Origin of the sequence: Pseudomonas rhodesiae (assembly GCF_007858255.1) — a bacterium.
Classification (GTDB): domain Bacteria; phylum Pseudomonadota; class Gammaproteobacteria; order Pseudomonadales; family Pseudomonadaceae; genus Aquipseudomonas; species Aquipseudomonas rhodesiae.
This window is the reverse complement of sequence record NZ_VFEU01000033.1, coordinates 13,946-39,498: the sequence shown is the minus strand read 5'-3', so window position 1 is coordinate 39,498 and position 25,553 is coordinate 13,946. Positions and strand designations below refer to the sequence as shown.

Below are 25,553 nucleotides of genomic sequence, written 5' to 3'. Positions count from 1 at the left end.
GGTGGGTTTCAGGTATTGGCAGAGGTGCGTGGGTGCGTGGCAGCCAGCAGCGTGCGGCCGAGGAAATCCTGGGGCCCGCTGACCCCCGGCAAGGTGAAGAAATACCCGCCGCCGACCGGCTTGAGGTATTCCTCCAGGGGTTCGCCGTTGAGTCGGGTCTGTACGCTGATAAAGCCTTTTTCCAGGTCGGCCTGGTAGCAGATGAACAGCAGCCCCATGTCCAACTGACCGTTCTTATTGACGCCGTTGGAGTAGTTGAAGGGCCGGCGCAGGATCAGGTTGGCCTGGGTCTGCGGGGTGCGCGGGTTGGCCAGGCGGATATGGGCATCGAGCTTGGTCAGCTTGCCTTCCGGGTCTTTGCTGTAGTCGGGCACCTGGGTTTCTTTGTGGCCGTCCATCGGCGCGCCGGTGGTTTTGATGCGGCCGATGATGCTTTCTTGTTCCTGCAGGGGCGTGCGGTCCCAGCGTTCGACGAAGTTGCGGATGATGCGCACCGCCTGGTAACTGCCATGGGCGGCCCAGGCCGGTTCATCGCTACCGGGCTGCACCCACACGATCTGGTTCATGGTTTGGTCGTTATTGGAGTCGGGGTTGGCCGAACCATCCCGGAAACCCAGGAAGTTACGCGCGCTCTGCGCCGGCTCGCCGGGGCGGGCAGGGGCCTGGGGCGGCACGCTGCCTTCCTGTTTCCAGCGCACCAGCAGCAAGTCCGGCAAGTTCTTCACGATGTCGCGCAGGGCGTGGATATTGGTGTCCGGCGTGTTGGAGCTGAATTGCAGGCTGAGGTCGCCATGGCACTGCGCCGGCTCCAGCGCATCGTTGGGAAACCCCACCATACGGATCAGACGCTTGGGCTTGGCGGCGGCGAGGCCGAAGCGTTCGTCGAACAGCGATTCACCCACCGACACAGTGATGGTCAGGTTATCCGGCGTGACCACTGGGCCCAGAATCCCGGAATCGGTGGGTGGCAATTTCGGGTCGACTTGGGCCACCGGGCCACCGGTCATCAGGAAATGGATACGCTCGTTCAGGGTGCGGAACAGGCGTTCCAGGTCTTGGCGATCGCTGGCCAATACATCGAAGGCCACCAGCATGCCGCAGGCCGGGCGCGGGGTGACGATGCCTGTCTGATGCTGGCCGTAAAAATCGTGATGGTCCTGGGTCTTGTCACTGCGCGGCGCGGTGGTGACTTGTTCCGCAGCGGCGGCCATGGCCGGGCAGGTCAAGCTGCTGCCGGCAATCGCCGCGCCAGTGGCGGCCATGCCCAGCAGGACACGGCGACGCTGAAGGTTAAGCTGTTCTGAATCACTCATGGGGCGGTTGTCTTCATTGCAGGCCGGATAGGCCGAGGGCGGGGTCGATTCCATCGAGTACGGCGGCCAGAGCCTTGGCCTTGTCAGCGATCTGCTTGCGCTGACCGTCGGTGACGCTGTCGTAGCGGCGGTACTGGCCGTCGACTTTCAAACTGTCCAACTGACTGTCGAATGCGCCGAGGGCGTTATCGACCTTGGGCAGCAGGTCGGCGGCGGATTTTTCCAGCAGTGGACGCATCAGCTCGACCACCTTGTGAGCGGCGGCCAGGTTGGCGGCGAAGCCATTCAGGTCCAAATGGCTGTAGCGTTCCTCCTCACCGCTGAGCGCCCGTACATCCGCCAGGCTGTTGAGGTTGCGCACCACGATGCCGACCAATTGCTCGGGCGGCAGCGACTGGGCCAGCAATTGCTGCTTGAGGGTGGTGACGTCACTGAGCAGGCGCTGCGCTACCGGCGCCAGGCCGTCGAGGCTGCGTTGCTGGAACAGGCTGTACTCAATGCGATGGAAGCCGCTGAAGGCTGGGTCTTGTTCGCGTTTTTCGAAATAATCGGCCCGCGCATTGATTGCATTATCGAGTTCAGCCATGCGTTGTGCGGCCGGGGCCAAACCCTGATAGGCCACGCGAGCGGTGGCATACAACGCCTGTGCCTGCGTCAGGTCGCCGGCGTCGATGGCCTGTTGCAGTGCGGTTACGGCCTTGATCAGCGCGCTGCCCTGGCTACTCAAGTACACCCGGAACTCCGACAGCGGGCCGATAAAGGCCACCATCGACGGCTTGGCTTTGGCCTGGGCTTCGGATTCGGCGGTTGGCGTTACATGCAAAGTGCCCCGTGGATTGCTCAGCAGGCCGCAAGTAATTGCGTAGTCGCCGGGTTGCAGGTTGGCATTGATCACCTGGCTCAAGCCGGGGGCGATGTTCTCGCGCTCCTCGACCACCAGCACGCCGTCGAGGATTTCCCATTCCACCGCCCGGTCGGAACGGTTGATGATCCGAAAACTCGCCGGCCCGGCGGGCACGGTCAGCGCATTGGGTTCGCAGGCGTGGGCATGGATGCTCACTGCAATTTCATTGCTGTGGGTCTGGCGCTTGGCGGCGGCCAGTTGCGAAGCGTAATAGAACAGGCCGCCGGCGGCGATCATCACGACCACCGAGCCGGCCACCGCCCAGCGCAGGGCTCGGGGTGGCGAGGCGGGTTGAGGCGTTGGGTTGGTCAAGAGACGGTCCTTACTGGCTGGAAACGGAAGAGGGCGCGGCGACCGGTTTGGCCGCAGCGGCGGGCAGGAAGAACATCACCAGCGCCACCACCAGGTAAATCAGATAGGCGCCCAGGGTGCTCACGGTCGGTGCTTCCTGATAACCGAACATGCCGGCGAGCACCGAGCCGAGCGGGCTGTCCATCGGCAAGGCAGTGCTGAAATCGAACAGCACGGTTTGCAGGTGATTCCACACCCCGGCTTCATGCAGGGCCTGCACCGAGTTGGCGAGGATGCCAGCGGCGACCACCAGGATAAACAGCCCGGTCCAGCGGAAAAACGCTGCCAGGTTCAGGCGCATGCTGCCGGTGTAAATCAGGAAACCCACAATGATCGCCAGTACCAGCCCGAGCAGTGCACCGATCGGCGCACCAGGGCCTTCGCTCTGCTGGAACACCGCCAGCAGGAAAAACACCGTCTCCAAACCTTCACGGGCCACGGCGAAAAACACCATGAGGATCAGCGCGGTGACCTGGTGTTTCGAGCCGGTCAGCGCCTGATCGAGGGAGGCATGCAACGAATGCTTGATGGAGCGGGCCACCTTGCGCATCCAGAACACCATGGAACTGAGAATGCCTACGGCGACGAGGCCGACGATGCCTTCAAACAGCTCCTGTTGTTTCTGCGGAAACTCGGCGCTCATCAATTCCAGACCACCGCCCACCAGCAGTGCCAGGGCCGCAGCGAGGAAAACCCCGATCCACACCGCCGGCATCCATTGACCACGACCGGTCTGCTGCAGGTAACTGGCGATGATGCCAACGATCAACGCTGCTTCGATGCCTTCGCGCAGCATGATGAGAAAGGGGACAAGCATCGCGCACCACAAGGTAACTAGATAGGAAGCTAAGTTGTAACATAATGATACTCATTGCTAAACAGCAAATATTGACATTAGCTGAACGCTCGCTGAACGGTGGTGACGAATCCTCGCGGCCCTTATGATGCAGGCCACCTCAACAGCTGTCGGATCGCCTGAAGCCTCATGTCCGAAAAAGACACCATCTCCCTGCACCTTGTGCGCGAAGCGCTGCTGCAAAGCTGCCCCCCCGGAGCGGCCAGTGCACAGGTGCTGACCAAGGTTGGCATCGACCCAGCGCTGCTGGCGCAGCCCGATGCACGGGTGTCGGCCACCACCTATGCACGGCTGTGGCGGCTGCTGGCCAGGCGCTCGGACGACGAGTTCTTCGGTATGGACCCACGCAAGCTCAAGTCAGGCAGCCTGGCGTTTCTGTGCCGCGCCTGCATGGCGCAACCCACATTGGCTGCCGGCCTGGAAACCGGCCTGGGGTTTCTCTCGCTGATGCTGGAGCATCTACCCGCGCAGCTGGTGCGCCAACAAAGCCTGGCAGAAATTGTCCTGCTGGAGCCCGAGACCGAGCCGCGTCGGGCGTTCACCTATTTCACCTACTGGATGATCGTGCACGGCGTCGCCTGTTGGCTGGCCGGGCGCCGCATTCCGATCCTGGCCATCGAACTGCGTTGCCCGCCGCCGGATTTCTGCGACGACTACCGCGTGATGTTCTCCGACAACCTGCGCTTCAACCGGCCACGCACGCGCATGATCTTCTCCGCCGACTGCCTGGACCTGCCGATCAAACGCAGCCCCCAGGAGCTTCAGCGCTTCCTCGCCCACGCTCCCGCGAACATCCTGGTCAAATACCGCGACCCCGAGAGCCTGGCCACCCGTATCAAACACGACCTGCGCCAACTGCCCCCCGACACCTGGCCGGAAACCGAAGCCCTGGCCGCCAGTCTGTGCATCTCCGCATCCACCTTGCGTCGTCGCCTGGCCGAGGAGGGGCAGACATACCAGGGCCTCAAAGACAGCGTGCGCAAGGAGTTGGCAATTGTCTGGCTGGCCGAACCGCAGATCAGCTTTGCTGAAATTGCCGTGCGGCTGGGCTTTGCGGATGTGAGTTCTTTCTATAAGGCGTTTCGCAAGTGGTCTGGGTCGAATCCGGGGCATTATCGGAGTTTGATACTTAACGATATTGGCTGAAGTTCAGCCGTACAAGGAGATAGGTAATGCGCACGTCATGGTTATGGTTGATTTGCTGCGCGCTTTTCCCGCTGAGCAGTTGGGCGCAGTTGGGGATCGGTGATTTCACGCTGGGCATGCCGCGCCAGCAGGTCATGGACATCCTGCATCGTCACTTCCCTTCGGTGGAGTTGGAACACAACCTCTCCTATCCGGTGCCTATGCCTTACTACCGCGCGCGCGAACCGTCCCGTCCGTATCTTTTAAAGGATGTACCGATCCATACCGTAGCGGCCTATTTCGACGAGGCAGACCGGCTCAAGCAACTGAGCATCAATTTCGATATCACCGACCCCGAACGAATCAAGCCGTTGATACCGCTTATGCACGAGGCACGGCTGGCGCCCGACACCCAAGGACGTCATGAACTCTTCAACAGTGATGGCGAGTTGACCTATTACGTGTCGCAACCCTATGGGTGGACAGTCGTGGAGATCGCCGACAGGGCCGCGTCGAAGGTTAATATTCCGATGCGTGCGCACGTAGACCAACAGATCAGGGCATTCAAGTAGCAAAGATGGGGGCGGACGTAGAGAAACGTTTAAAACTACATGTCCCCGCTTGCCTGCATCACTGTTAAATATTGTCTGGTAAGTTTCTGGAATATAAAGCTCAAGCTTCTTGCTTTATTGACGGCTTTTTTGTGCGCGCTAACAGTAGCGTCGTGATAACACCCAATAAGCCAATAAGGCAGAAGACTGCAACAATAACCAAAGTCGACGAAAAGCCGTATCTATCAACTAATCCTCCGAAGACAGTGTAGGAGGCGCCGATAATAACCGAATTGACTAAATTTGCAGCGGACAGGCATGAGGCTCGGATGCGGGAATCGACATTATCGTGAATATATGTTTCATATGACGTTTCATAGATGGCGGGGAGCGACATTATCAGGAGGAAACTTGCTGCTGAGGCATTCACGCCGATGTCCATTGATAAGATTAAAAGAAGTAGGGTGATAATAAATGTTGTGCTGAATGCAACAATGCCGAGAGAAAATCTTGAGCAAACATAACCCGCAACCATAAACACTACAGCCGATATGGCTTCTACTGCAGCATATATTCCAGCAATCAAAGTGACATCTAAGCCTTGCAGCGAGAAAAAAGGTTGGCCGTAGATAAATAAAGGTACGGTTGAAAGCTCAAATAAAGCGAACCCAATGAACAAGGGTATAAGGAAAGCGCCGTTTTTTGAGCGGAAAAAGCGTACCAGTGAATTGAAAACGCCTTCTGCTTCCCTATTGGGCACCCTACTTTTTGCACTGGGATTGAGGGAGGTGGAAAGAGGATTTTTTTCGGTCATGAATGAAACCATGATGGCTCCAATAAGTTTGGATATCGCAAAAATATATAAACGCAGTTCCACGACATAGCCTCTTGCAAGGCGCCGCCAAGAAGCATGGATAAGCCTAATGAAACTGCACCGATAGCACGGGCGCGGGATATTATCCTTGGGTATTCCTCTGTTCTATTTTCGGCCAGTAGATTGTCATATAACAACGCTCTGTCCGCACCGGAGCCCATAGCAATACTGGCGCCGAAGAGGCAAAAGATAAACGCGAAAGGAATAAAATCGGAGAACAATAAAAATCCAATTCCGCTTATGAATAATCCCAAAAAACCAAGTATTAGAGAGTGTTTACGTCCGTAGCGATCTGCAAGTAGACCGGATGGTATTTCCAAGGCTACACAAGAAAAGAATAAAAAAGACTGAAGAATGCCTATTTGTCCTTGGGTTATACCGAGTTGCAAAAGATAGAGTACAAATAAGCCTCTCTGGACATCCAGATTCATAAATATTGACAGCGTGTAATATGGGTTGTTGTTTTTCAAGGCGTTCCATGCTCTTTTTTATTTTAATGCTGATGTTTCGTAATTTTAAAAAAACAGGCGGCTTTGGCTGTCCGGATCGAATGATGAGCGTTGACGAGGTCTTCCTGCGGCAGGAGTTTACCGATGCGATCTCTTTCCAGCAGCAGTTTAGTAAGTAGTCAGCATCAAAATTTTGAGGAAAGTGAGTCACGATTTTGTATGAAATAGTGCATGGAATGTAGTAATGGCCAGGGACTAGGAATTAACTCACAACATCATTCTCCTGAGTATTACAGAACCTTCCTTAATATTTTTAGGACGCGGCTGGCATACGCGCATAAAAAAATCGTGCATTGTTTTAACCGTGATCCTACTTGGGCGTCGGGTTAAGCAAGCCAGACGCTGGATCTGTAAAGGGTCGCTCACTTAACTGCGAAGGTTTGCTGCGGAGGATTGAAAGCGTGGCGTGATTGCCTTCATACGTTAAGTCTCCAACCAATACTCTGACGGTGAACTTATAAAAATTTCATTGCGTTACCTTTTGCGGCGTTGATGTTGGTGTCGGTTCAGGCGTCTGCACTGTGCCTGAATATTTCCGAAAGTTTCGGCGGGATTGTGGAACCAAAGGAGGAAATTACCGTTAAAGGTCCGTTCACAATCACGGGCAGTAACGGGTGCTCCAGTGCGAATATTGAAGCAATGATTTCAGTTGGCGGTGTGGGAAGAGTTCCACAAATTTCTATTGAGCAAGAAGTGGGTTCTTCCTGGAGAACGGTAGCGGCCAACCCACTGTCGCCTCGTGCGTCTTGGCTGGGCCCTTTAGGTACCTATCGAGTGAGGGTATATAATCCTGACGAGCAATCCAAGGCCTACTCGGGGACTGTCAGATATGGACGCTGATTAGCTTTGGGCGCAGTGTGCCAGGGAACTCTGGCACACTGCTACCTTGCTGATGGTCAGACTCGTTCCTCCACCGATAAATCACTTTTTGATGAGTTTGCGAAATACGCGAGCGCATTAATTGCTCGATTGGCGTCTACCATGCCTCGTATGTACTCGGGAATACCTTGTGAACGTGCAACATCAGGCCTGCTATCCACAAAAGCAAGATAGTCCTCCAGTTTTTCGTCGAACAGCGCAATTGCGTTGAACTTGACGTGCGTGTTCGTTTGCCGGCCGTTAGCATCAGACGCACCATCTCCCGATATAAACATCCGAAAAGCCTGATCATCTATTATTTTACTGTCGAATAATCGACTACCCACCTGCTTAAGCTCATCGGTACTGATAGACGTCATATCATATTTCTTCAAGAAATCCTTTAAGTCCGCTAACTCGTCTTGACGCCACATTCTCAGTTCATCAACGGCTTTCGATTCATCAGTGATAGTGAACGCGTTCGTCACCTTGTCCGGGTTCTTGATTACGATCGCATTCGTCTGCATGGAACGTACATTAGGTATCGTCACTCTCATGTCCATATCCGTCTCCTTATTGGATAAAGGTTACGTCCCGTTATCGACTTCGCATAAACGATATTTAGGCAGTTGGAAAATTTGGGAAGTGTCTGACGGATGTGATTACCAATAGGAAAGTGTTATTCATTACTATCAGCGCAAAAAAAGCCCCATATCCGAATGGACCATGGGGCTAAAAATTGGCTGGATGCGACCAACCAAAGGAGCTCTTTACATCACTTGGCGGTAGCGACCACCGTATCCGGCTGCCAGCCACCCCCCAGCGCTTTGTAGATCGCCACTATCCCGCGATACAGATCCACTTCGGCCTGGGCCTGGGCGTCTTCGGCGGCCAAACGCTCACGCTGGGCATCGAGCAGGACGAGGAAGTCCACGGTGCCTTCGCGGTAGCGGATGGCGGCGAGGTCGGCGGCGGCGCGGCTGGATTCGCTTTGGCGGATCAGCGAGACCAGGCGCTGCTGGCGTTTGCCGTAGTCGCTGAAGGCGTTTTCGGATTCTTCCAGGGCCAGTAACACTTGCTGTTCGTAGGTGGCCAGGGCGCCGTCGGCTTCGGCGTCGGCACCGCGCAGGCGGGCGCGCACGCTGCCCAGGTCGAACGCGGCCCAGGTGATGCTCGGGCCCAGGGCCCAGGCGTTGGCGGCGGACGATCCGATTTGCGAGCCGCGCCCGGCGGTAAAGCCGAGGAAGCCACTGAGGCTCACTCTTGGGAACAGGTCAGCCTTGGCCACACCGATGCGCGCGGTGGCGGCGGCCAGTTTGCGTTCGGCGCTTAGGATGTCCGGGCGCCGTTGCAGCAGTTGGCCTGGGTCGCCGATCGGCAAGGCTTTGGCAATCGCCGGCAGGTCTTTCGGGCTCAGGTCCACGGTCAGCTTGTCCGGACGCTGGCCGAGGAGGGTGGCGATGCGGTTACGCTCGCGCACTTGTTCGGCCTGCAGTTGCGGCACGCTGGCTTCCACCGAAGCCAGGCGCGCGTCGGCCCGTTCTACATCAAGCTGATCCCCCACCCCGGCATCCCGCAGGCTGACAGTGATGGTGCGCGACTCCTGCTGATTCTTCAGGTTGTCCAAGGCGATGCGCTCACGCAGTTGCGCGCCGCGCAGTTGGCCGTAGGCGTCCACCAGTTCGGCAATCAAGGTGACTTGCAGCTGGTACAGGTCCGCTTCGGCCGCCTGCTGATCGGCGTCGCTGGCTTCCAGGTTGCGCTGGATGCGGCCGAACAGGTCCAGCTCCCAGGCCATGTCCAGGCCCAAGTCGTAGCGCTCGCTGTTGACCCGTTTGGTGGTCTGGCCGGGGATCTGCCCCTTGCCCAGGTCGCTGCTGGCGCGGCTGGTGATGGTCGGCATTGCGTCATTGCTGGCGTCGTCGCGGATCGCCCGGGCTGCCCGCAGACGGGCGAAGGCCACGCGCAGGTCACGGTTGCCTTGCAACGATTGAGTCACCAACTGGTTGAGGGTCGGGTCGTCGAACTGCTGCCACCAGATGCCTTCGAACTTGGCGTGGTCGTATTGTTTGGCGTCCGCGGCGGCGGCGATGTTCGCCGCCTCCGGGGTCTGGGTCTTGTAGTCCGGGCCCACGGCACAGGCGGCGAGCGCCAGTACCAGCAAGCTCGGCAGGAATACTTTTACACTCATTGCTGTGTCTCCAGCTTCAAAGCCTTGGCTGCTTTGCGCGCTTCGCTGCGCTCCACATAGCGACGGATCAGGACGTAGAACACCGGGGTCAGCAACAGTCCAAAGAAGGTCACACCGATCATCCCCGAGAACACCGCCACACCCATGGCATGGCGCATCTCGGCACCGGCACCGCTGGACAACACCAGAGGCACCACACCCATGATGAAGGCGAACGAGGTCATCAGGATCGGCCGCAGACGCAGACGGCAAGCTTCCAGCACCGCCGCCAGCGGGTCGAGGCCTTCCTGCTGTTTGTCCTTGGCGAATTCGACGATCAGGATCGCGTTCTTGCACGCCAGGCCCACCAGTACGATCAGCCCGATCTGGGTGAAGATGTTGTTGTCGCTACCCGAGATGATCACCCCGGTGATGGCCGACAGCAGCGTCATCGGTACGATCAGGATCACCGCCAGTGGCAGGCTCCAGCTTTCGTATTGGGCGGCCAGTACCAGAAACGCCAGCAGTACGCAGAGCGGGAACACGAACAGCGCGGTATTGCCCGAGAGGATCTGCTGGTAGGTCAGGTCGGTCCACTCGTAGGTCATGCCGTTGGGCAGTTCCTCCTTCAGCAGTTTTTCAATTGCGGCCTGGGCCTGGCCGGAGCTGTAGCCCGGTGCGGCGTTGCCGTTGATTTCTGCGGTGATAAAGCCGTTGTAGTGCATCACGCGGTCCGGGCCCGAGGTGTCGCTGACTTTGATAAAGGTCGCCAGCGGGATCATCTCGCCTTTGTTGTTACGCACTTTCAGCTGGCCGATCTGGTCGGCGTCCTGGCGGAACTGCTGCTCGGCCTGCACGTTGACCTGGTAGGTGCGCCCGAAGCGGTTGAAGTCGTTGGCGTACAGCGAACCCAGGTAGACCTGCAAGGTGTCGAAGATGTCGCTGATCGCCACGCCGTGGGTCTTGGCCTTTTCGCGGTCGATGGCGGCATCGACCTGGGGCACATTGACCGTGTAGCTGGTGAACAGGCCAAACAACTCCGGCACGCTGCGGCTCTTGGCGATCACGTTCTGCACTTCTTTGTACAGCTCGTCATAACCCAGGTTGCCACGGTCTTCGATCTGCAGGCGGAACCCACCGATGGTGCCCAGGCCCTGGACCGGCGGCGGCGGGAAGATCGCCATATAGGCTTCTTCAATGCTGCTGTACTGGCCATTCAAGGCCCCGGCAATCGCGCCGGCGGACATGCTCGGGTCTTTGCGCTCATCGAAAGGTTTCAAGGTCACGAACACGATGCCGCTGTTCGGGCTGTTGGTGAAGCCATTGATGGACAGGCCCGGGAAGGCAATCGCGGCTTCCACGCCAGGCTGTTTCAGGGCGATCTCCGACATGCGCTTCATCACGTTTTCGGTACGGTCCAGGCTCGCGGCGTCAGGCAATTGCGCGAAGGCCACCAGGTATTGCTTATCCTGGGCCGGGACGAAACCGGTCGGGGTGTGGGCGAAGCCGAAGAAGGTCAGCACCATCAAGCCGGCGTACACGAACAGGGCAATGCCGCTGCTGCGGATCACTCGGCGCACAGTGCCGACGTAACCATGGCTGGCCTTTTCGAAAAAGCGGTTGAACGGACGGAACAACCAGCCACCAAACAGCTTGTCGAGGAACTTGGAAAAGCGGTCCTTCGGCGCATCGTGGCCGCGCAGCAACACAGCCGCCAGGGCAGGGGACAGGGTCAGCGAGTTGAACGCCGAGATCACCGTCGAGATCGCAATGGTCAAGGCGAACTGCTTATAGAACTGCCCGGTCAAGCCGCTGATAAAGGCAGCCGGAATGAACACCGCACACAACACCAGCGCCGTGGCGATGATCGGCCCGGTCACTTCACTCATGGCTTTTTCGGTTGCCGGGAACGGCTCCAGGCCCAGCTCGATATTACGTTCGACGTTCTCCACCACCACAATGGCGTCGTCCACCACGATGCCGATGGCCAGTACCAATCCGAACAGCGACAGCGCGTTGAGGGAGAACCCGAACAGGTGCATCACCGCAAACGTACCGATCAACGATACCGGCACTGCCACCAACGGAATGATCGAGGCGCGCCAGGTCTGCAGGAACAGAATCACCACCAGCACCACGAGGATCAGGGCTTCGAACAGGGTGTGCACCACGGCCTCGATGGAGCCGCGAACGAAGATCGTCGGGTCATAGGCGATGCGGTAATCCATGCCGGCCGGGAAGCTCTTTTTCAGCTCGGCCATCTTGCTGCGCACATCGTTGGAGATGTCGATGGCATTGGAGCCGGGACGCTGGAAGATTGGGATCGCCACCGCCGGTTGGTTATCGATCAGCGAGCGCAGCGCGTATTGGCTGGACCCCAGTTCGACCCGGGCAATGTCTTTGAGGCGCGTGATTTCACCGTTGGCACCGGCGCGAATCACGATGTTCTCGAACTCTTCTTCGGTAACCAGGCGGCCTTGGGTATTGACCGACAACTGGAAGCTGGTATCGGACGGCGCGGGCTGGGCACCCAGGGCACCGGCGGCCACCTGACGGTTCTGCTCGCGAATCGCGGTGACCACATCGGTGGCGGTCAGGTTGCGCGAGGCGGTCTTGTTCGGATCCAGCCACACGCGCAGGGAGTAGTCGCCCATGCCGAACAACTGCACATCGCCGACGCCGCCCAGGCGCGCCAGCTCATCCTTGATATTGAGGATCGCGTAGTTGGACAGGTACAGCATGTCGTAGCGCTGATCCGGGGAGGTCAAGTGCACCACCATGGTCAGGTCGGGGGAGGCCTTGTCCACGGTGATACCGATGCGCGTCACTTCTTCCGGCAGCTTGGGCTGGGTCCGGGTCACACGGTTCTGCACCTGCACCTGCGCGTTGTCCAGGTCGGTGCCCAGGGCGAAGGTGATGGTCAGGGTCAGCTTGCCGTCAGCGGTGGACTGCGAAGACATGTACAACATGTTCTCGACGCCGGTGATCGCCTGCTCCAGCGGCGCGGCTACGGTTTCGCCGATGACCTTGGGGTTGGCGCCGGGGAAGTTGGCGCGTACCACCACGGTAGGCGGCACTACTTCCGGGTATTCGCTGATCGGCAATTGGAACAGCGAGATCGCACCGGCGATCAGGATCAGCAGCGACAGCACCGCTGCGAAGATCGGCCGCGAAATGAAGAACTTGGAAAAATTCATCTTGAGTCGTATCCCTTAACCGCGTGGAGTCGCAACACTGGCGAGCTTGGGCGCGGTTTTTTCCGGCGCCACTTGCTCAAGGTTGCTGGCTTCAAGCGCTTGTCGTTGTTGGGCCAAGGCGGCGAGGGTTTCCTTGCTGGCCATCGGAATGGTTTCCGGGGTGACCGGTGCACCGGGGCGCGCACGCTGCAGGCCCTTGACGATAATGGTGTCGTCCTTGTTCAGGCCGTTGCGCACGATGCGTAACCCTTCGATCTTTGGCCCCAGTTCCACTGCGCGGTAGGCCGGCTTGTCGCCTTCCATCACCAGTACGAACTTCTTGCCCAGGTCGGTGCCGACCGCTTCGTCGTTGATCAGCACGGCGGAGTAGGTGCCGCTGCCTACCAGCTTCAAGCGCGCATACAGGCCAGGGGTGTATTCGCCTTTGCTGTTATCGAACACCGCGCGCCCACGAATGGTGCCGGTGGCCGGGTTGACCTGGTTGTCGATGAAGTTCATCTGGCCCAGGTGCGGGTTGCCGGCTTCATTGGACAGGCCCAGGTACACCGGGGTGGTTGCGCCGCGACGGCCCTGGCGCGCCAGTTCGGTGTATTTGAGGTACACGCGTTCGTCGGCGTCGAAGTAGGCATAGACCTTATCGGTGGAGACCACGCTGGTCAGCGCGGTGACGTCGGCGGTGACCAGGTTGCCGGCGGTGATTTCGGCACGGCTGACGCGGCCGCTGATCGGCGAGGTCACGCGGGTAAAACTCAGGTTCAGCTTGGCCAGGTCCAACTGCGCCTGGATCCCGGCGACGGCGGCGCGGGCTTCCTGGGCGGCGGTGGTGCGCGAGTCGGCGAGTTCGGCGGAGATCGCATTGCTCTGGCGCAGGCGCTCGCCACGCTGGGCTTCGTTTTCGCTGCGGGTGGCGGCGGCCTTGGTTTGTTGCAGTTGCGCTTCAAGGCGGCGCACTTCGGCTTGGAATGGGCGTGGGTCGATCTGGAACAGCAGGTCGCCTTTCTTGACCAAAGCGCCTTCGGTGAAAGCGACTTGGTCAATCTGGCCAGACACCCGTGGACGAATCTGTACGGTTTCCGGCGCTTCGAGACGGCCGGTGAATTCATCCCACTCGTTGACCGGTTGCTCCAGCACCTTGGCGACGCTGACTTTCGGCGCCGGCATGGCGGCCGCTTGTTCCGGGGTTTTGCCGCACGCGCTCATCACCACCATGGCCAAAATCGCAAGGGGCACGCGCAAAGGTTTGAGTGACTGTTCCATAGGGTGCATCCGCCAATGTATTTGAGATGGGCGGATCATGCGCGGGGACGCGGTATGTCACGAATCGAATGAAGCAAAGGTAACTATCATTCGGAATGATATAAGCGCCGATTAAGCCCTCTAGCATGGGGCTTTCGTTAGGGAGCTATCAATGCCCTTGATGACAAGAGTGTTTTGCGTGGCGTGCAAGGAAGCGATTTCTCAACTCGCACTGTCGGCAGATAGGCGCGCCGCGATGCGTTCCATCAACAGGCTGACCCGGCGCGGCTGGGCGCGACTGGCCGGGTAGACGATGTTCAGGGCGGTGCGCCCGAGGTCGTAGTCCTTGAACAGCTCCACCAGCCGTCCGGCGCGCAGGTCGTCACGCACGTCCCACACCGATTTCAAGCACAGGCCATGGCCGTCCAGGCACCACTGGCGCACCAGCGCACCGTCGTTCGCCACGCGACGGCCGCGCACCAGAATGCGCTGGGTATGCCCGTGCTGGCTGAAGGTCCACTCCCGCGCCAGATTGATGCCGAAGCGCATCACCAGGCACTCATGTTCGGCCAGGTCCGCAGGCTGCAACGGCGTGCCGTGGCGTTTCAGGTAAGCGGGGGCGGCGCACACCACGCGGCGGTTCTCGCCCAAGGGTTTGGCGTGCAAGCTGCTGTCGACCAGGGCGCCGTAGCGCACGGCGAAATCGATACCCTGGCCGACCGGGTCGACATAACCGTCGCTGAGGTGCAGGTCGATGCTGACCTGCGGATGCTCTTCCATGAATTGCTCCAGGATCGGTTCGAGGTACTGACGCCCCAGATCCTGCGGCGCACTCAAGCGAATCAACCCGGAAACCGTCTGGGTACCCAAGCGAATGCTGCTGTGCAACGCCTCGGCCTGATCCAGCAGGCGCCGTGCGCCTTCAGCCAGCACGCGCCCTTCGTCGGTCAGGTGAATAGCGCGGGTGGTGCGGTTGAGCAGGCTGGCGCCGTAGAAGCTCTCCAGTTGCGCCAGCCGTTCGGATACCGAGGCCGGTGACAGCCCCAACTCGCGCCCGGCGGCGGACAGCCCACCTTTCTCGATGATCAACAAAAACAGCTCAAGATTTTTCAGCGGCATTGTTCGGAGTTTCCGAAAGGGGTTTTTGAAAATGGCTCAATTATCAAAATAATCCAAAAGTCTTAGGGTTGCATCCGTGCTTATCCAACGGAGTCACGCGATGTCATTGATCAACACGCAACGGCGTACCTTTCTCGCCCAGGCCGGCGCAGGCGCAGCGGTGCTGGCGGCGGGTTCGATACTCAACCCGGCCGGCGCCGCCACCGCGCCAACGGGCCAGGCAACTCGCGCCACGACGGCGTCCAGTCAGCGCAACGGACGGTTCTGGCCCGGCGACACGCGGCTGGTGGTGTCGATTTCCATGCAGTTCGAAGCGGGTGGGCAGCCGCTCAAGGGCACTGATAGCCCGTTCCCCAAGGTGGATTTCCCCGACAGCGTGCCGGCGGATGTGGCCACCAACACCTGGTTCGCCTACGGCTACCGCGAGGGCATCCCGCGCATGCTCGACCTGTGGGACCGGCACGGCGTGAAGGTCACCAGCCACATGATCGGCGACGCGGTGCAGCGTCACCCCGAGTTGGCCCGCGAGATCGTCGCCCGTGGCCACGAAGCGGCGGGCCACGGCCCGCGCTGGAGTTCCCAGTTCGCCATGAGCCGCGATGAGGAGCGCACCTTTTTGCGCCAGGCCGCAAGCATGCTACAGGCGGTCACCGGCCAGGCCGTCACGGGCTACAACTGCAACTGGCTGCGGCGCGGCCCCAACACCTTGTCGCTGCTGCAAGAGCTGGGCTACGTCTACCACATCGATGACGTGAGCCGCGATGAGCCCTTTATCGAGCAGGTCAATGGCAAGGATTTCGTGGTGGTGCCCTACACCCTGCGCAATAACGACATTGTGCTGATCGAAGGCCGCAACTATTCGCCGTCCCAGTTCCTGGAGCAGGTCAAGCTGGACTTCGATCAACTCTACGAAGAGGCCGGCACCCGGCGCCGCATGATGTCCATCAGCGCCCACGACCGCATCAGCGGTACGCCGCAAATGGTCAAGGTGTGGGATCAATTCCTGCGCTACGCCAACAGCCATCCCGGCGTTGCTTTTATGCGCAAGGACGCGATTGCTCAATACACCCTCAATAGCCCGCAGAGCCTTCGGGAAACCGAGACGATCTAGGCGCCAACCCCCTTCATTCAAGGACATAACCGATGAAACCTTTTGCCCGTTCGCGCTGCGCCATCGCCGCTACCGCGTTGCTACTCTCGGGAGCGGCTGCGGCTGCCACGACCGAGTTGGTCAAACCCTCTGTGTTGGTAATGGATAAGAGCCTTACGCCGAAGCAACAGGCGATGATGGAAACCGTGGCGCGCCGTTACGACACCTTCTGGCACACCGGCGAGGAGCGCCTGGCGCGCGAAGCGTTGGCGGATAACTTTGTCGACAAAACACCCCCCGAGGGGCGCAAACAGGGCCCGGAAGGTCCGCTGCTGGCGTCGCGGGCCTTCCGTGCGGCGGTGCCGGACCTGAGTTGCGCAATCGAACAACTGATCATCGCCGGCGACCGCGCGGTGGTACATCTGCATTTTCGCGGGCACTTCACCGGCACTTTTGGTCAGCGCCAGGGCAGTGGCCAGGCGGTGAATTTTATTGCCACCGATATCTATCAGATCGACAACGGCAAAATCGCCGCTAACTGGCATATCGAAGATAACCTGACCTTGATGAAGCAGTTGGGCGCGCTCTAGTGCTGGGCGGGATCGACGCGGATGTAGGTACGGAATACGTGATCCCATAACGGCGAAGAGACCCCGAAATTCTTCTCGATGCCCTGGCGGTGGTGCAGGTCGTGATTGGCCACCAGCCCGCGCATCCATCCATAAGCCCAATGCTGCGGGCGGTGCATCACGTAATGCACCGAGATATAGAAGAAGTAGCCGGTCACCGCGCCGATAAACACCGAGACCAGGCCGGTGTACCAGGCCAACAGCAAGAGTGCGGCAAAGGTCGAGCTGGTTTTCCAGCTCGACACGCCGATATAGGCCAGCACATCCACATGGTGGGTCCAGTGTTCGCGACGGTACAGCGAGTGAAACAGGAAACGGTGCGCCGAATACTCCACCAGCGTCCAGGCCAGCAGGCCCACGAGGGCGAGCCCTGGCTCGAACGGCGCCAGGCATAGCGCAAAGATCACGAAAGCGGGAACGGTGAAAAAATCGAGGTAGTACGCGAGCGAAGACATCAACCATTTATTCGAAACGGCCATGTGCGGAATATCCCTGTAGTGCGCGATGGAAAGGCAAGCGATGGGGGCGTGGGGCTGCCACGCGCGCCATCATGCAGGTGCGCTGGCGCTAAGTCACCATGGCTCCCGCGTATATCGGCGGCATTTGTGGGGTGTGACACATCCACACAATGGCGCCGCCGCCACTGCTCAAAAATCCAGCGTCACGCCGCTGTACACCGCACGTCCGTCACCGGGGGAGTGCAAAGCGGCGCGGGCACCGTCCGGGTCGTACCAGGCGTACTCGTAGTAGCGATTGGTAAGGTTTTTGAGCTGCAGGTCGACACTCACCGACTCGCTCACGCGGTAGGTGGCACCCAGGTTCATCAATACATAGCCGCCGTAGGTGCCCTGGGTGTTTTCCCGTTCCAGATAGTAGTGGGTCTGACCGTTCATCCATGCGCTCAACTGCAAGGCTGGGGTGGCCTGGTAGCTGACGCCGGCGTTGTACAGGTGATGGGGGACGTGGTCGATTTCCCGGCCCTTGCTATTGGGCGAGGTGGCACTGGGTTTGAGAATTTTGGAGTACTGCCAGGCGTAGGCCAGCCACATTTCGGTACGCTCGTTCGGATGCAGATTCAGCTGCGCGTCATAGCCCCAGCGTCGGGTTTCGCCGACATTGTCCGACTCACCGCTGGGGTCGTTCAAACGCCGGCTGACTTCACCGCTGGCTTCCTGTTGCCAATAGGCAATACGCCCGTCCATCCAGGCGGTGGGGGTGAACTTGATGCCGGTTTCCCAACCGTCGTTGATGGACGGCGCCAGGTCGCTGTCCCGTGGCGGGATCTTATACGCCGCCGCCCCGGTGCCCACCTGGAAGGTGCGCCCCCAGTTGGCGTACAGGCTGGCGACGGACCAGGGCGAGTAGACCACGCTGAGCTTGGGCTGCTTGATCAACCCATAGTCATTGATGGCGTAGTCCAATCCGGTCATTTCGTTGCTGAAGCTGCCGCGGATCTTGTCGACGCGATACGCCGGGATGATTTTCAGTGATTCGAACGGCTTGATCTCCGCCTGAAGGTAAGCGCCATAGGTGTCGAAATCGAACTGTTGATCGCGGGTCTGGGCCAGGCGCGCGCGGTCCCGGGTGCGATAACGCTCGCTGGTGTTGCGTTGCTGTTGGAAGTCGCTGCCGCCTTCAAGGGCGAAGTCATACAGCCAGCTGACGTCGGGCCGCCAGGTCAGCGAGGTGAGGGCGCCGTACTGGGTTTCGTAGGCGTCGCGTTCCTGTTGGGGGCTGGTGCGCCAGTATTGGGTCCAGCGGCGGTCGTCGAAGGTGTTGAGGTAGGTTTTCGTCGACCAGGCCAAGGTCTCGCTCAGCTCCGTATCCAGATGCACGCTCAGTTGATTCATGCGCCGCGTACCTTTGTCGCTGGCGTTGAAGGGGTTGGTCATGGACGGGTGATGGTGCGCGTCCTGTTCGCTCAGGTAGCCGGGCTCCTGGGCCTCGGTTTCATAGTGACGGGCGATCAGGCCGAGGCGGTAGCGGTCGTCGTCCGGGGTGTAGAACCACTTGCCGGACAGCGAAAACTTGTCCACCTGGGCGTGATCGCGAAAGCCGTCGGCTTTCTGGTAGGCGAAGAAATAGTTCTGGGTCCAGTTGCTGCCCTCGATGCCTTTAGCCAGTTGGGTTTCCTGGGTGTTGTAGCTGCCGTAGCGCAGACGCGCCTTGGTGTAGTCACCGCCGGTTCTGGTGAACATATTGACGTTGCCGGCAATGTTGTTCAGGCCATAGCGCGCATCGCTGGTGCCGCGCACCACTTCGATACTGTCCAGTTCCAGGGGGAAAATCATGTCCATAAACGGCATGTTGCCGTCGTTGCTGTTGCTGGGGATGCCGTCGATCAGCAGCTTGACCGCATTGACTTCGCCTTCGCCGTTGAAGCCGCGAAAAGAGATTTTCCCCGAGGTGGTGCCTTGGTTGAACGGCGTCAGCAGCACCCCCGGGGCGCGGTTGAACAGTTCCCAGCTGTAGTTGACCGGCATTTTTTCAAGTATGTCGCCACCCAGGATATCCACCGAACTGAGCACGCTGCTGGTGCTCAGGGGGCCGCTGGCAACGCTGTCGCCTTGCACGGTAACGGTGCCCAGGGTCAGGGCTGAGGTTTCGCTGGCATCGGCCAGCGGGTTAAAGGCGAACAGGCCGACGCAGAGCAATGGCCAGGACGGGCGCGGTAGAGCCCTGCGTTTGGCGCGCAGCAGCATGAATGGAGCAGGCATAGGGCAAGCTTCCTGATAACCGGAAAATTCTCAAAGACGTGGAGCCGCGCGCGCAGGCGCGACTGAGTACAGGGAGTACGACGGCGATCAGGCGACAGGGGAGGCGCGCGGGCTCAGGCTCGGCCAGCGCACCCTGGGGTGCAGCGAGGTTAACAGCGGCGCGTCGAAGGCGATATCCGGCGCGAAGCGTGGCAGGTAGTGGCGGTAGTAGTCCGACGGCAACGCGGCCAGGCCCGCGTGCCCGCAGCAGCAGTCGGCGTGGTGCATGGGGCTGGTCGCGGGGCCAGACTTGAGCGGAGCGAGCAGTTTGTCGATGCCGGACGGCAAGGTGTTCGCGGTGCCGCCGGAGCAGAATCCGCCCCACAGCATCAGGCGCATGTCCGGCGGCTGCATGGCGCGACTCAGCGGCATGGCCAGCAGGTTCAGCAGCAAGGCCAGGCAGGCGATCCAGGGGCTGAGGCGTCGGAACGTGGCCATCACAGCAGTCGCACAAAGGGGGCGGCTATTTAGCCGCAGTCGGGCGACGAAGTAAAAGCGCTTCGCCGTGCCATTTTGCCGCATGGGCTCGCACGCCAGAAAACCGCAGCGTTACTGATAAAGGTCAATGTATCCCCACTGGGAACGCGCACCCTTGGACTATCACTCACCCACTGGCCGCGTGCCGAGGTGCTTTATGTCTGCGTCTGCCCGTTTACTGTTGATCGCCCCCCAAACCATGACGCGCACACCTGCGTTCGAGCGTGCCGCGGCGCTGGCGAAGGCGATGCAATTACCGCTGCATATCGTCGCGTTCGATTACCTGCAGGCCTTGGCCTTTGCCGGGCTGTTCGCTCCCGAGCAGGTTCGCCAGGCGCGCGAAGGCTATCTGCACACCCATCGCCAATGGCTGGCAGCCCAGGCGCAGGCGCTGAGTGAACAGGGCCTGACAGTGACCAGCGAAGTGGTGTGGGTGCAGCATCCCTATGAAGAGATCCTGCATTTCGTCAACGAGCTGTCGCTGGCGTTGATTATCAAAGATGCCGAGGACGATTCCGGGCTGAAGCGGGTGTTCTTCACCCCGCTGGATTGGCAATTGCTGCGCGATTGCCCGGTGCCGGTGCATTTGGTCACCGGGGATGCGCGACCACGGCCTCGCCAAGTCTTGGCAATTGTCGATGTGCTGCGCACTGAAGAACAGGACACCGTGTTCAACGACCAGATTATCGCCGCTGCGCGAAAACTGGCGACCGAATGTGCGGCCACCCTTGAACTGGTGCATGTGTATGACTGGACAGCCGCCTATGCCATGGACATGGGCGTCGGTGTCCTGCCCCTGGCCACCGGGATCTACGAAGCACTGGGTTCGGCCCAGGAGGAGGCGTTCGCGGCCTTGGCCGAACGCCACGGTGTGCCGCCGCAACATCGCCACTTCCTGGAAGGCACCCCCGTACCGCGCATCTGTGAATTCGCCGAGGCCCATCGCACCGATGTGATTGTGATGGGCACCGTGCAGCATGGCGGCCTGGACAAACTGCTGGGCACCACCGCCGAATTGCTCTTGCAGCGGGCGCCGTGCAGCGTGTTGGCGATCAAACCGGGCAAAACGTTGTAGTGCAGCGCAGGTGGGTTCAGAGCGTCGGTGGACGATGACAACCGGCAACGAGCTGCGTGAGCCCGCACAGATCGTGGATCTCGACATTGCGGCTGTTGATGGTGACGAGCCGCAAGTCCCGCAGGTGGGCGATGCTGCGGCACACCGTCTCCAGGCGCAGACCCAGGTAGGAGCCGATCTCCTCGCGGCGCATCTTCAACACGAAGCGTGTGCCGGAATAACCGCGCACACTCAGGCGTTGCGACAAGTTCAGTAAAAATGCGGCCAGACGTTCGTCGGCATTCATGTTGCCCAACAGCATGAGCATGCTGTGGTCGCGCACGATTTCCCGGCTTAACAACCGATTGAGGTTGTGCTGCAGGGAGGGCAGGGTTTGTGCGAGCTTTTCCAACTGAGCGAAGTGCATGGGGCAGACTTCGCTGTCTTCGAGGGCGACGGCACTGCATGCGTGTTCGTCGGCGCTGATGGCGTCCAGGCCCAGCATCTCTCCAGGGATCTGGAAACCGGTGACCTGCTCACGGCCGTCCACTGAGACAATACTGGTCTTGAATGAGCCGATGCGGATCGCGTAAAGCGAGCGCAAGGGGTCGCCGGCGCGGTACAAGGCCGCGCCTTTTTTGACTCTGAAGCGTTGCACGATGAGGTCGTCCAGGCGATCGACTTCCTGGCTGGAGAGGCTTATCGGCAGGCACAGCTCAACGACGCTGCATTGGGCGCAGGCCGACTTGAGGTGCTGAACGCTGATGGGCTGAGTATCCGGCAAGTGGCGTGCCTCCCCAATGATCACCGATCAAGTCTAGGTACTACGTCATGCCTTGCCAGCCTATTACTGTCATTCCTGAGAGAAACCGACGAGCGGAAAAGAAGCCTGATCGAATAGATTGAATAGGGGCTATCGGCGAATTCGCTCGACTGGCTGGGTTAACTCCTATGCACCCGTCCAGTCAGTTCGGTGGGTTTACTTGATAAAAATCAGCACCTGCGCGGGCGAGCACTCGATACTGAGGTTGGCGCCTTGCCGGATACACCCGTTCAACGGCAGGACGCGCCCACCACACGCACTGCTCAGGTCATCGTTTGCCGGAGTATGGGATGCTAACGCTCAATCGGATTCTGTTGCTTGCATCGACCGACACGGCCCATACGCCAGCCTTTTTACGCGCCCATTCGCTGGCCCATGCCACCCATGCCACGTTGCAGATCCTGAGGTTGGAGGGTGTTGACGCGTTCAAGCATCACGTGGGCAGCGCCGCAAATGCGGCGCGGGTCGTTGAATATGTGAACTGCTTCCAAGCCGATCTGGTACTTACCGACTGCCTGTATGTGCCCGCACTGGACCGTGCGTTTCATCGCCCGTTGGATAGCTGGCTGCTGCGCAGTGGTTCGGCGCCGTTGTATCTGGTCACCCAGGCCGCGCCACCCAAGCCTCTGAAGGTGCTGGCGAGTGTCGACCTGTCCCATCTCGAAGACATGACCTGGGGCCTGAACGAACGCATCCTCGAATTGGCCCAGGCCGTGGCGGCGCCATGTGGTGCTGCGTTGCACCTATGCAATGTCAGCGGTTGGACCGTTCTGGGCGACAGTCCCACGAGCGTACCGACCCGTAGCCTGGACACGCACTTCAAAAAAGCCGTGCGGGACGCCCAGCACGAAGCGCTGGAAGGGCTGACCGAGCGTTACGGCATCGAGCGTGAGCGTCAACATGACCTCAACGGTGTGCCGCACCAGGAGATCACTCGGTTCGCCCGTTGCAATGCTTTCGACACGCTGGTGTTGGGCGCGGCGGCGCTCGGCACTGACGGTGTGCTGGGCTCCACCGCCGAACGCGTGCTTAACCGTACGCCGTGCAACCTGCTGTTGGTCCAACCGCCGTCACGGCGTCGCTGACTGAGCCTGTAACCGCGCAAAAAAAGCCCCTTGCCGAGAGGTCGGCAAGGGGCACCGTGGCTAAACCTCAGTTGCTTTTGATCGGCACCACTTTTTTATCGGCCTTCATGGCTTCGGCTTTTTTCGGCAACGAAATGCTCAGCACGCCTTTGCTGAAGCGTGCGTCGATCTTGTCGGAGTCGATCCCTTTGGGCAGGTTGAACGCCCGTTCGAAGGCGCCGTAGTGACGTTCGCTGAGGTGGTAGCCTTTGGTTTTTTCTTCCTTGTCCGCCTGCTTTTCACCCCGGATGATCAGGCTGCCGTTGGACAGTTTGATCTCGATGTCCTTCTGATCCATGCCGGGCAGTTCGGCGGTGATTTCGTAGCTTTTGTCTTTCTCGGTGATATCCACGGCAGGCATGCCATGACCGATCAGCTCGCGGCGCCAGAACGGCTCGACATCGAACAGCCCGCGCCCGAAGGGGGACGGCACGGGGCTACGGTTGAAGTCGTCGAACAAGTGGTCTACCTGCTGGCGCAGTTTCTCCAGGGGGCGCCAAAGGTCGGCGGACAACGGATGCTGGGTGCCTTTCTTTTCGGTAGTCACCGGCATTTTCTTTGCGGAATTGCTCATTGCGGTACTCCTCTTCGAATGAACGGTAAGCGGCGGGCAATCTGCCCGCCGCTTACCAAGACAGAACACAAGCGGCTATAAGCTCAGCGCTCCGGACCACAGCATCCAGCCCGCATACGCAGCGGCCGCCCAGATGATGATCAGCAGCCCGGTTTCGGGGCCGTTGAGGGGTTGGCCTTGGCGCGCTTTCATAGTGCCCAGGTAGATCAACGAACCCGGGGCGTACAGCAACGCGCTGAGCAACATGTACTTGGGCCCGGCCGCGTACAGCAGCCACAGGCAATACAGCGTGGCAACCGCCGCGATGGCCATATCGCGCAGTTGCAGGGCGCGGTGCCCAGCGTAGGTCTGGCCTTGCCAGGCCATCTTCAGGGCATACAGGCCACTGAACAGATACGGCAGCAGGATCATCGAGGTGGCCAGGGAAATCAGCGCCAGGTAACTCGCGCTTGAGTAGAGCGTCAGCAGCAGGAACAGCTGAATGCAACCGTTGGTGATCCACAACGCATGGGCTGGCACGCCTTGGTTGTTTTCCACCGCCAGCGCACCCGGCATGACCTTTTCCTTGGCTGGGGTGAAGATCGATTCCGCTGCCAGCAGCGTCCAGGCGAGCAGGGCGCCACCCACCGAAATAATCAAGCCGACACTGATCAGCACCGCGCCCCAGGGCCCAGCCGCAGCCTCAAGCACACCGGCCATCGAGGGGTTTTTCAGGGCCGCCAACTCAGGCTGCTTCAGAACGCCCAGCGACAGCAGCGACACGGCAATCAACAGAACCAGAGTGATCAGAAACCCCAAGACCGTGGCGCGACCGACATTCGCACGCTCCGCCGCACGGGCAGAGAACACGTTGGCCCCCTCAATGCCAATAAACACCCACACCGTCACCAGCATGGTGCTCTTGACTTGATCGAGGGTGCTGCCCAGCGCTGGCGCGCCCCAGAAATCGACACTGAATGTCTCGCGCTGAAAGGCGGCGATCACCAGGCCGATAAACAGCAGCAACGGCACAATCTTGGCCACCGTTGTCAGCGCATTGGCCCGCGCGGCGGTGCGCATGCCGCGTAGGATCATCCAGTGCAAGGCCCACAGCACCACAGAGGCGCCAAGGATCGCCGCTTTGTTATTGCCTTCGCCGAACAACGGGAAGAAGTAGCTCAGCGCAGCGAACAGAATCACCAGATAACTGACGTTACCGATCCAGGCACTGATCCAGTAGCCCCACGCGGAATTGAAGCTCAGGTATTCACCGCCCAGTGCGCGGGCGTAGGCGAACACGCCATTGTCCAGCGCCGGTTGGCGGTTGGATAACGTCTGGTAGACCAGCGCCAGTGACAGCATGCCGATGCCGGTAATCAGCCAGCCGATCAGAATCGCCCCGGCCCCGGCACTGGCGGCCATGTTCTGCGGCAAGCTGAATATGCCGCTGCCGATCATTGACCCGACCACCAGAGCGATCAACAGACTCAGGGATAAGCGCTTGGTTTCGACCTTTTGCAACCCCCCCGCAAGCGGTTGTGGGGCAGTCGTCGGCGCGATGGGTTGAGTGTCTTGCAGGTGCGTAGCCATGGAAGCCTCCACAAAAACCAACGTTTCTGCAGCCATCGAGTGCGATGGCGCGACTGCTGCTCATAATGTGTGAGTGAATCGCCAGGGCCTGCTTGATTTATATCAAGAACAACGCAAACGTAGATTGAGTAACCGCTGTAGACGTGCCTGGGGCAGGGTGTAGATCACTGATCTGTCAGGTTTTTTTATCCGGGCTTTGTTTCATAAAGCCGCCACTCGACCTTGCATCGACGCGCTCGGGTCTATATATTCCGAACCCTGCTGCACCGCGCTACCGCCCGAATGGCGAAACTGGTAGACGCATGGGACTTAAAATCCCCCGCTCGTAAGGGCGTGCCGGTTCGATTCCGGCTTCGGGCACCATCTTACATTCCACTGAGAGCTTTCGAGTTCC

Annotated in this window: 21 protein-coding genes, 1 tRNA gene and 1 pseudogene; 8 read left to right on the top strand and 15 right to left on the bottom strand. The window is 59.7% G+C overall.

Going from position 1 to position 25,553, the window contains the following annotated elements:
* Positions 1 to 8 precede the first annotated feature (8 nt).
* Genes efeB through efeU form a run of 3 tightly spaced genes read right to left on the bottom strand, consistent with a single transcriptional unit; the run spans position 9 to position 3,385 of the window.
* Positions 9 to 1,313 carry an iron uptake transporter deferrochelatase/peroxidase subunit gene (gene efeB, locus FIV35_RS26610; protein ID WP_034138217.1) on the bottom strand — a complete coding sequence of 435 codons (1,305 nt, stop codon included), beginning with the start codon at positions 1,311 to 1,313 and terminating at the stop codon, positions 9 to 11.
* Between the two features lie 13 nt (positions 1,314 to 1,326).
* A complete protein-coding gene (gene efeO / locus FIV35_RS26605) occupies positions 1,327 to 2,529 on the bottom strand; it encodes an iron uptake system protein EfeO (protein WP_034138188.1) in 1,203 nt (400 codons plus the stop codon).
* Positions 2,530 to 2,539: 10 nt separating this feature from the next.
* Complete coding sequence (efeU, locus tag FIV35_RS26600) at positions 2,540 to 3,385, bottom strand: iron uptake transporter permease EfeU (protein ID WP_034138187.1); 846 nt, start codon at positions 3,383 to 3,385, stop codon at positions 2,540 to 2,542.
* Between the two features lie 168 nt (positions 3,386 to 3,553).
* Here efeU and FIV35_RS26595 point away from each other — a divergent pair, with 168 nt between their 5' ends.
* Both FIV35_RS26595 and FIV35_RS26590 read left to right on the top strand, forming a co-directional pair.
* On the top strand, positions 3,554 to 4,570 hold the full coding sequence (locus FIV35_RS26595) for an AraC family transcriptional regulator (RefSeq protein WP_034138186.1): 1,017 nt from the start codon (positions 3,554 to 3,556) through the stop codon (positions 4,568 to 4,570).
* Positions 4,571 to 4,596: 26 nt separating this feature from the next.
* Positions 4,597 to 5,121, top strand: a complete 525-nt coding sequence (locus tag FIV35_RS26590) for a hypothetical protein (protein WP_034138185.1) — start codon at positions 4,597 to 4,599, stop codon at positions 5,119 to 5,121.
* Between the two features lie 100 nt (positions 5,122 to 5,221).
* Here the strand turns inward: FIV35_RS26590 and FIV35_RS30175 are convergent.
* A pseudogene (locus FIV35_RS30175) lies at positions 5,222 to 6,405 on the bottom strand (MFS transporter).
* A 47-nt stretch (positions 6,406 to 6,452) separates the two neighbouring features.
* Here FIV35_RS30175 and FIV35_RS29730 point away from each other — a divergent pair.
* Positions 6,453 to 6,602 carry a hypothetical protein gene (locus FIV35_RS29730; RefSeq protein WP_156796367.1) on the top strand — a complete coding sequence of 50 codons (150 nt, stop codon included), beginning with the start codon at positions 6,453 to 6,455 and terminating at the stop codon, positions 6,600 to 6,602.
* Positions 6,603 to 7,379: 777 nt separating this feature from the next.
* Here FIV35_RS29730 and FIV35_RS26580 read toward each other — a convergent pair.
* From FIV35_RS26580 to FIV35_RS26560, 5 genes are all read right to left on the bottom strand, one after another.
* Positions 7,380 to 7,904, bottom strand: a complete 525-nt coding sequence (locus FIV35_RS26580; RefSeq protein ID WP_034138184.1) for a hypothetical protein — start codon at positions 7,902 to 7,904, stop codon at positions 7,380 to 7,382.
* Positions 7,905 to 8,116: 212 nt separating this feature from the next.
* A complete protein-coding gene (locus tag FIV35_RS26575; protein WP_034138183.1) occupies positions 8,117 to 9,532 on the bottom strand; it encodes an efflux transporter outer membrane subunit in 1,416 nt (471 codons plus the stop codon).
* The gene (locus tag FIV35_RS26570; protein WP_034138182.1) at positions 9,529 to 12,708 is read right to left on the bottom strand and encodes an efflux RND transporter permease subunit; all 3,180 of its coding nucleotides are present in this window, start codon (positions 12,706 to 12,708) and stop codon (positions 9,529 to 9,531) included. Before FIV35_RS26570 ends, FIV35_RS26575 begins: the two co-directional genes overlap by 4 nt.
* A gap of 15 nt (positions 12,709 to 12,723) precedes the next feature.
* A complete protein-coding gene (mexE, locus tag FIV35_RS26565) occupies positions 12,724 to 13,965 on the bottom strand; it encodes a multidrug efflux RND transporter periplasmic adaptor subunit MexE (protein WP_034097603.1) in 1,242 nt (413 codons plus the stop codon).
* Positions 13,966 to 14,166: 201 nt separating this feature from the next.
* Entirely contained in the window at positions 14,167 to 15,063 is an 897-nt protein-coding gene (locus FIV35_RS26560) for a LysR family transcriptional regulator (RefSeq protein ID WP_034138181.1), read from the bottom strand.
* A gap of 100 nt (positions 15,064 to 15,163) precedes the next feature.
* Between FIV35_RS26560 and FIV35_RS26555 the strand changes: the two genes are divergently transcribed.
* Together FIV35_RS26555 and FIV35_RS26550 are read left to right on the top strand one after the other, a co-directional pair.
* The gene (locus FIV35_RS26555) at positions 15,164 to 16,174 is read left to right on the top strand and encodes a polysaccharide deacetylase family protein (RefSeq protein ID WP_034138180.1); all 1,011 of its coding nucleotides are present in this window, start codon (positions 15,164 to 15,166) and stop codon (positions 16,172 to 16,174) included.
* 32 nt (positions 16,175 to 16,206) lie between these two features.
* Complete coding sequence (locus FIV35_RS26550; RefSeq protein WP_034138179.1) at positions 16,207 to 16,743, top strand: ester cyclase; 537 nt, start codon at positions 16,207 to 16,209, stop codon at positions 16,741 to 16,743.
* Here the strand turns inward: FIV35_RS26550 and FIV35_RS26545 are convergent.
* The 3 genes from FIV35_RS26545 to FIV35_RS26535 all read right to left on the bottom strand — a co-directional run bounded on the left by FIV35_RS26545 (position 16,740) and on the right by FIV35_RS26535 (position 19,976).
* The gene (locus FIV35_RS26545) at positions 16,740 to 17,261 is read right to left on the bottom strand and encodes a sterol desaturase family protein (RefSeq protein WP_034138178.1); all 522 of its coding nucleotides are present in this window, start codon (positions 17,259 to 17,261) and stop codon (positions 16,740 to 16,742) included. The genes FIV35_RS26550 and FIV35_RS26545 overlap by 4 nt on opposite strands.
* Before the next feature lie 168 nt (positions 17,262 to 17,429).
* A complete protein-coding gene (locus FIV35_RS26540) occupies positions 17,430 to 19,499 on the bottom strand; it encodes a TonB-dependent receptor (RefSeq protein ID WP_080761433.1) in 2,070 nt (689 codons plus the stop codon).
* Positions 19,500 to 19,586: 87 nt separating this feature from the next.
* Positions 19,587 to 19,976 (bottom strand): DUF2946 family protein, encoded by a 390-nt coding sequence (locus tag FIV35_RS26535; RefSeq protein ID WP_034138177.1) that lies wholly within the window; start codon positions 19,974 to 19,976, stop codon positions 19,587 to 19,589.
* Positions 19,977 to 20,172: 196 nt separating this feature from the next.
* On the opposite strand from FIV35_RS26535, the gene FIV35_RS26530 reads away from it, so the two are divergent.
* Positions 20,173 to 21,090 carry a universal stress protein gene (locus FIV35_RS26530; protein WP_034138176.1) on the top strand — a complete coding sequence of 306 codons (918 nt, stop codon included), beginning with the start codon at positions 20,173 to 20,175 and terminating at the stop codon, positions 21,088 to 21,090.
* Positions 21,091 to 21,106: 16 nt separating this feature from the next.
* Here FIV35_RS26530 and fnr read toward each other — a convergent pair whose 3' ends face one another.
* The gene (fnr, locus tag FIV35_RS26525; protein ID WP_034138215.1) at positions 21,107 to 21,853 is read right to left on the bottom strand and encodes a fumarate/nitrate reduction transcriptional regulator Fnr; all 747 of its coding nucleotides are present in this window, start codon (positions 21,851 to 21,853) and stop codon (positions 21,107 to 21,109) included.
* Positions 21,854 to 22,182: 329 nt separating this feature from the next.
* On the opposite strand from fnr, the gene FIV35_RS26520 reads away from it, so the two are divergent.
* Entirely contained in the window at positions 22,183 to 22,977 is a 795-nt protein-coding gene (locus tag FIV35_RS26520; protein WP_034138175.1) for a universal stress protein, read from the top strand.
* A 67-nt stretch (positions 22,978 to 23,044) separates the two neighbouring features.
* Here the strand turns inward: FIV35_RS26520 and FIV35_RS26515 are convergent, their stop codons facing one another.
* Both FIV35_RS26515 and arcD read right to left on the bottom strand, forming a co-directional pair.
* Entirely contained in the window at positions 23,045 to 23,590 is a 546-nt protein-coding gene (locus tag FIV35_RS26515) for an Hsp20/alpha crystallin family protein (RefSeq protein ID WP_034138174.1), read from the bottom strand.
* 75 nt (positions 23,591 to 23,665) lie between these two features.
* A complete protein-coding gene (gene arcD / locus FIV35_RS26510; protein WP_034138173.1) occupies positions 23,666 to 25,159 on the bottom strand; it encodes an arginine-ornithine antiporter in 1,494 nt (497 codons plus the stop codon).
* 276 nt (positions 25,160 to 25,435) lie between these two features.
* Here arcD and FIV35_RS26505 point away from each other — a divergent pair.
* A tRNA-Leu gene (locus tag FIV35_RS26505) sits at positions 25,436 to 25,522 on the top strand.
* The last annotated feature ends 31 nt before the right edge of the window (positions 25,523 to 25,553 follow it).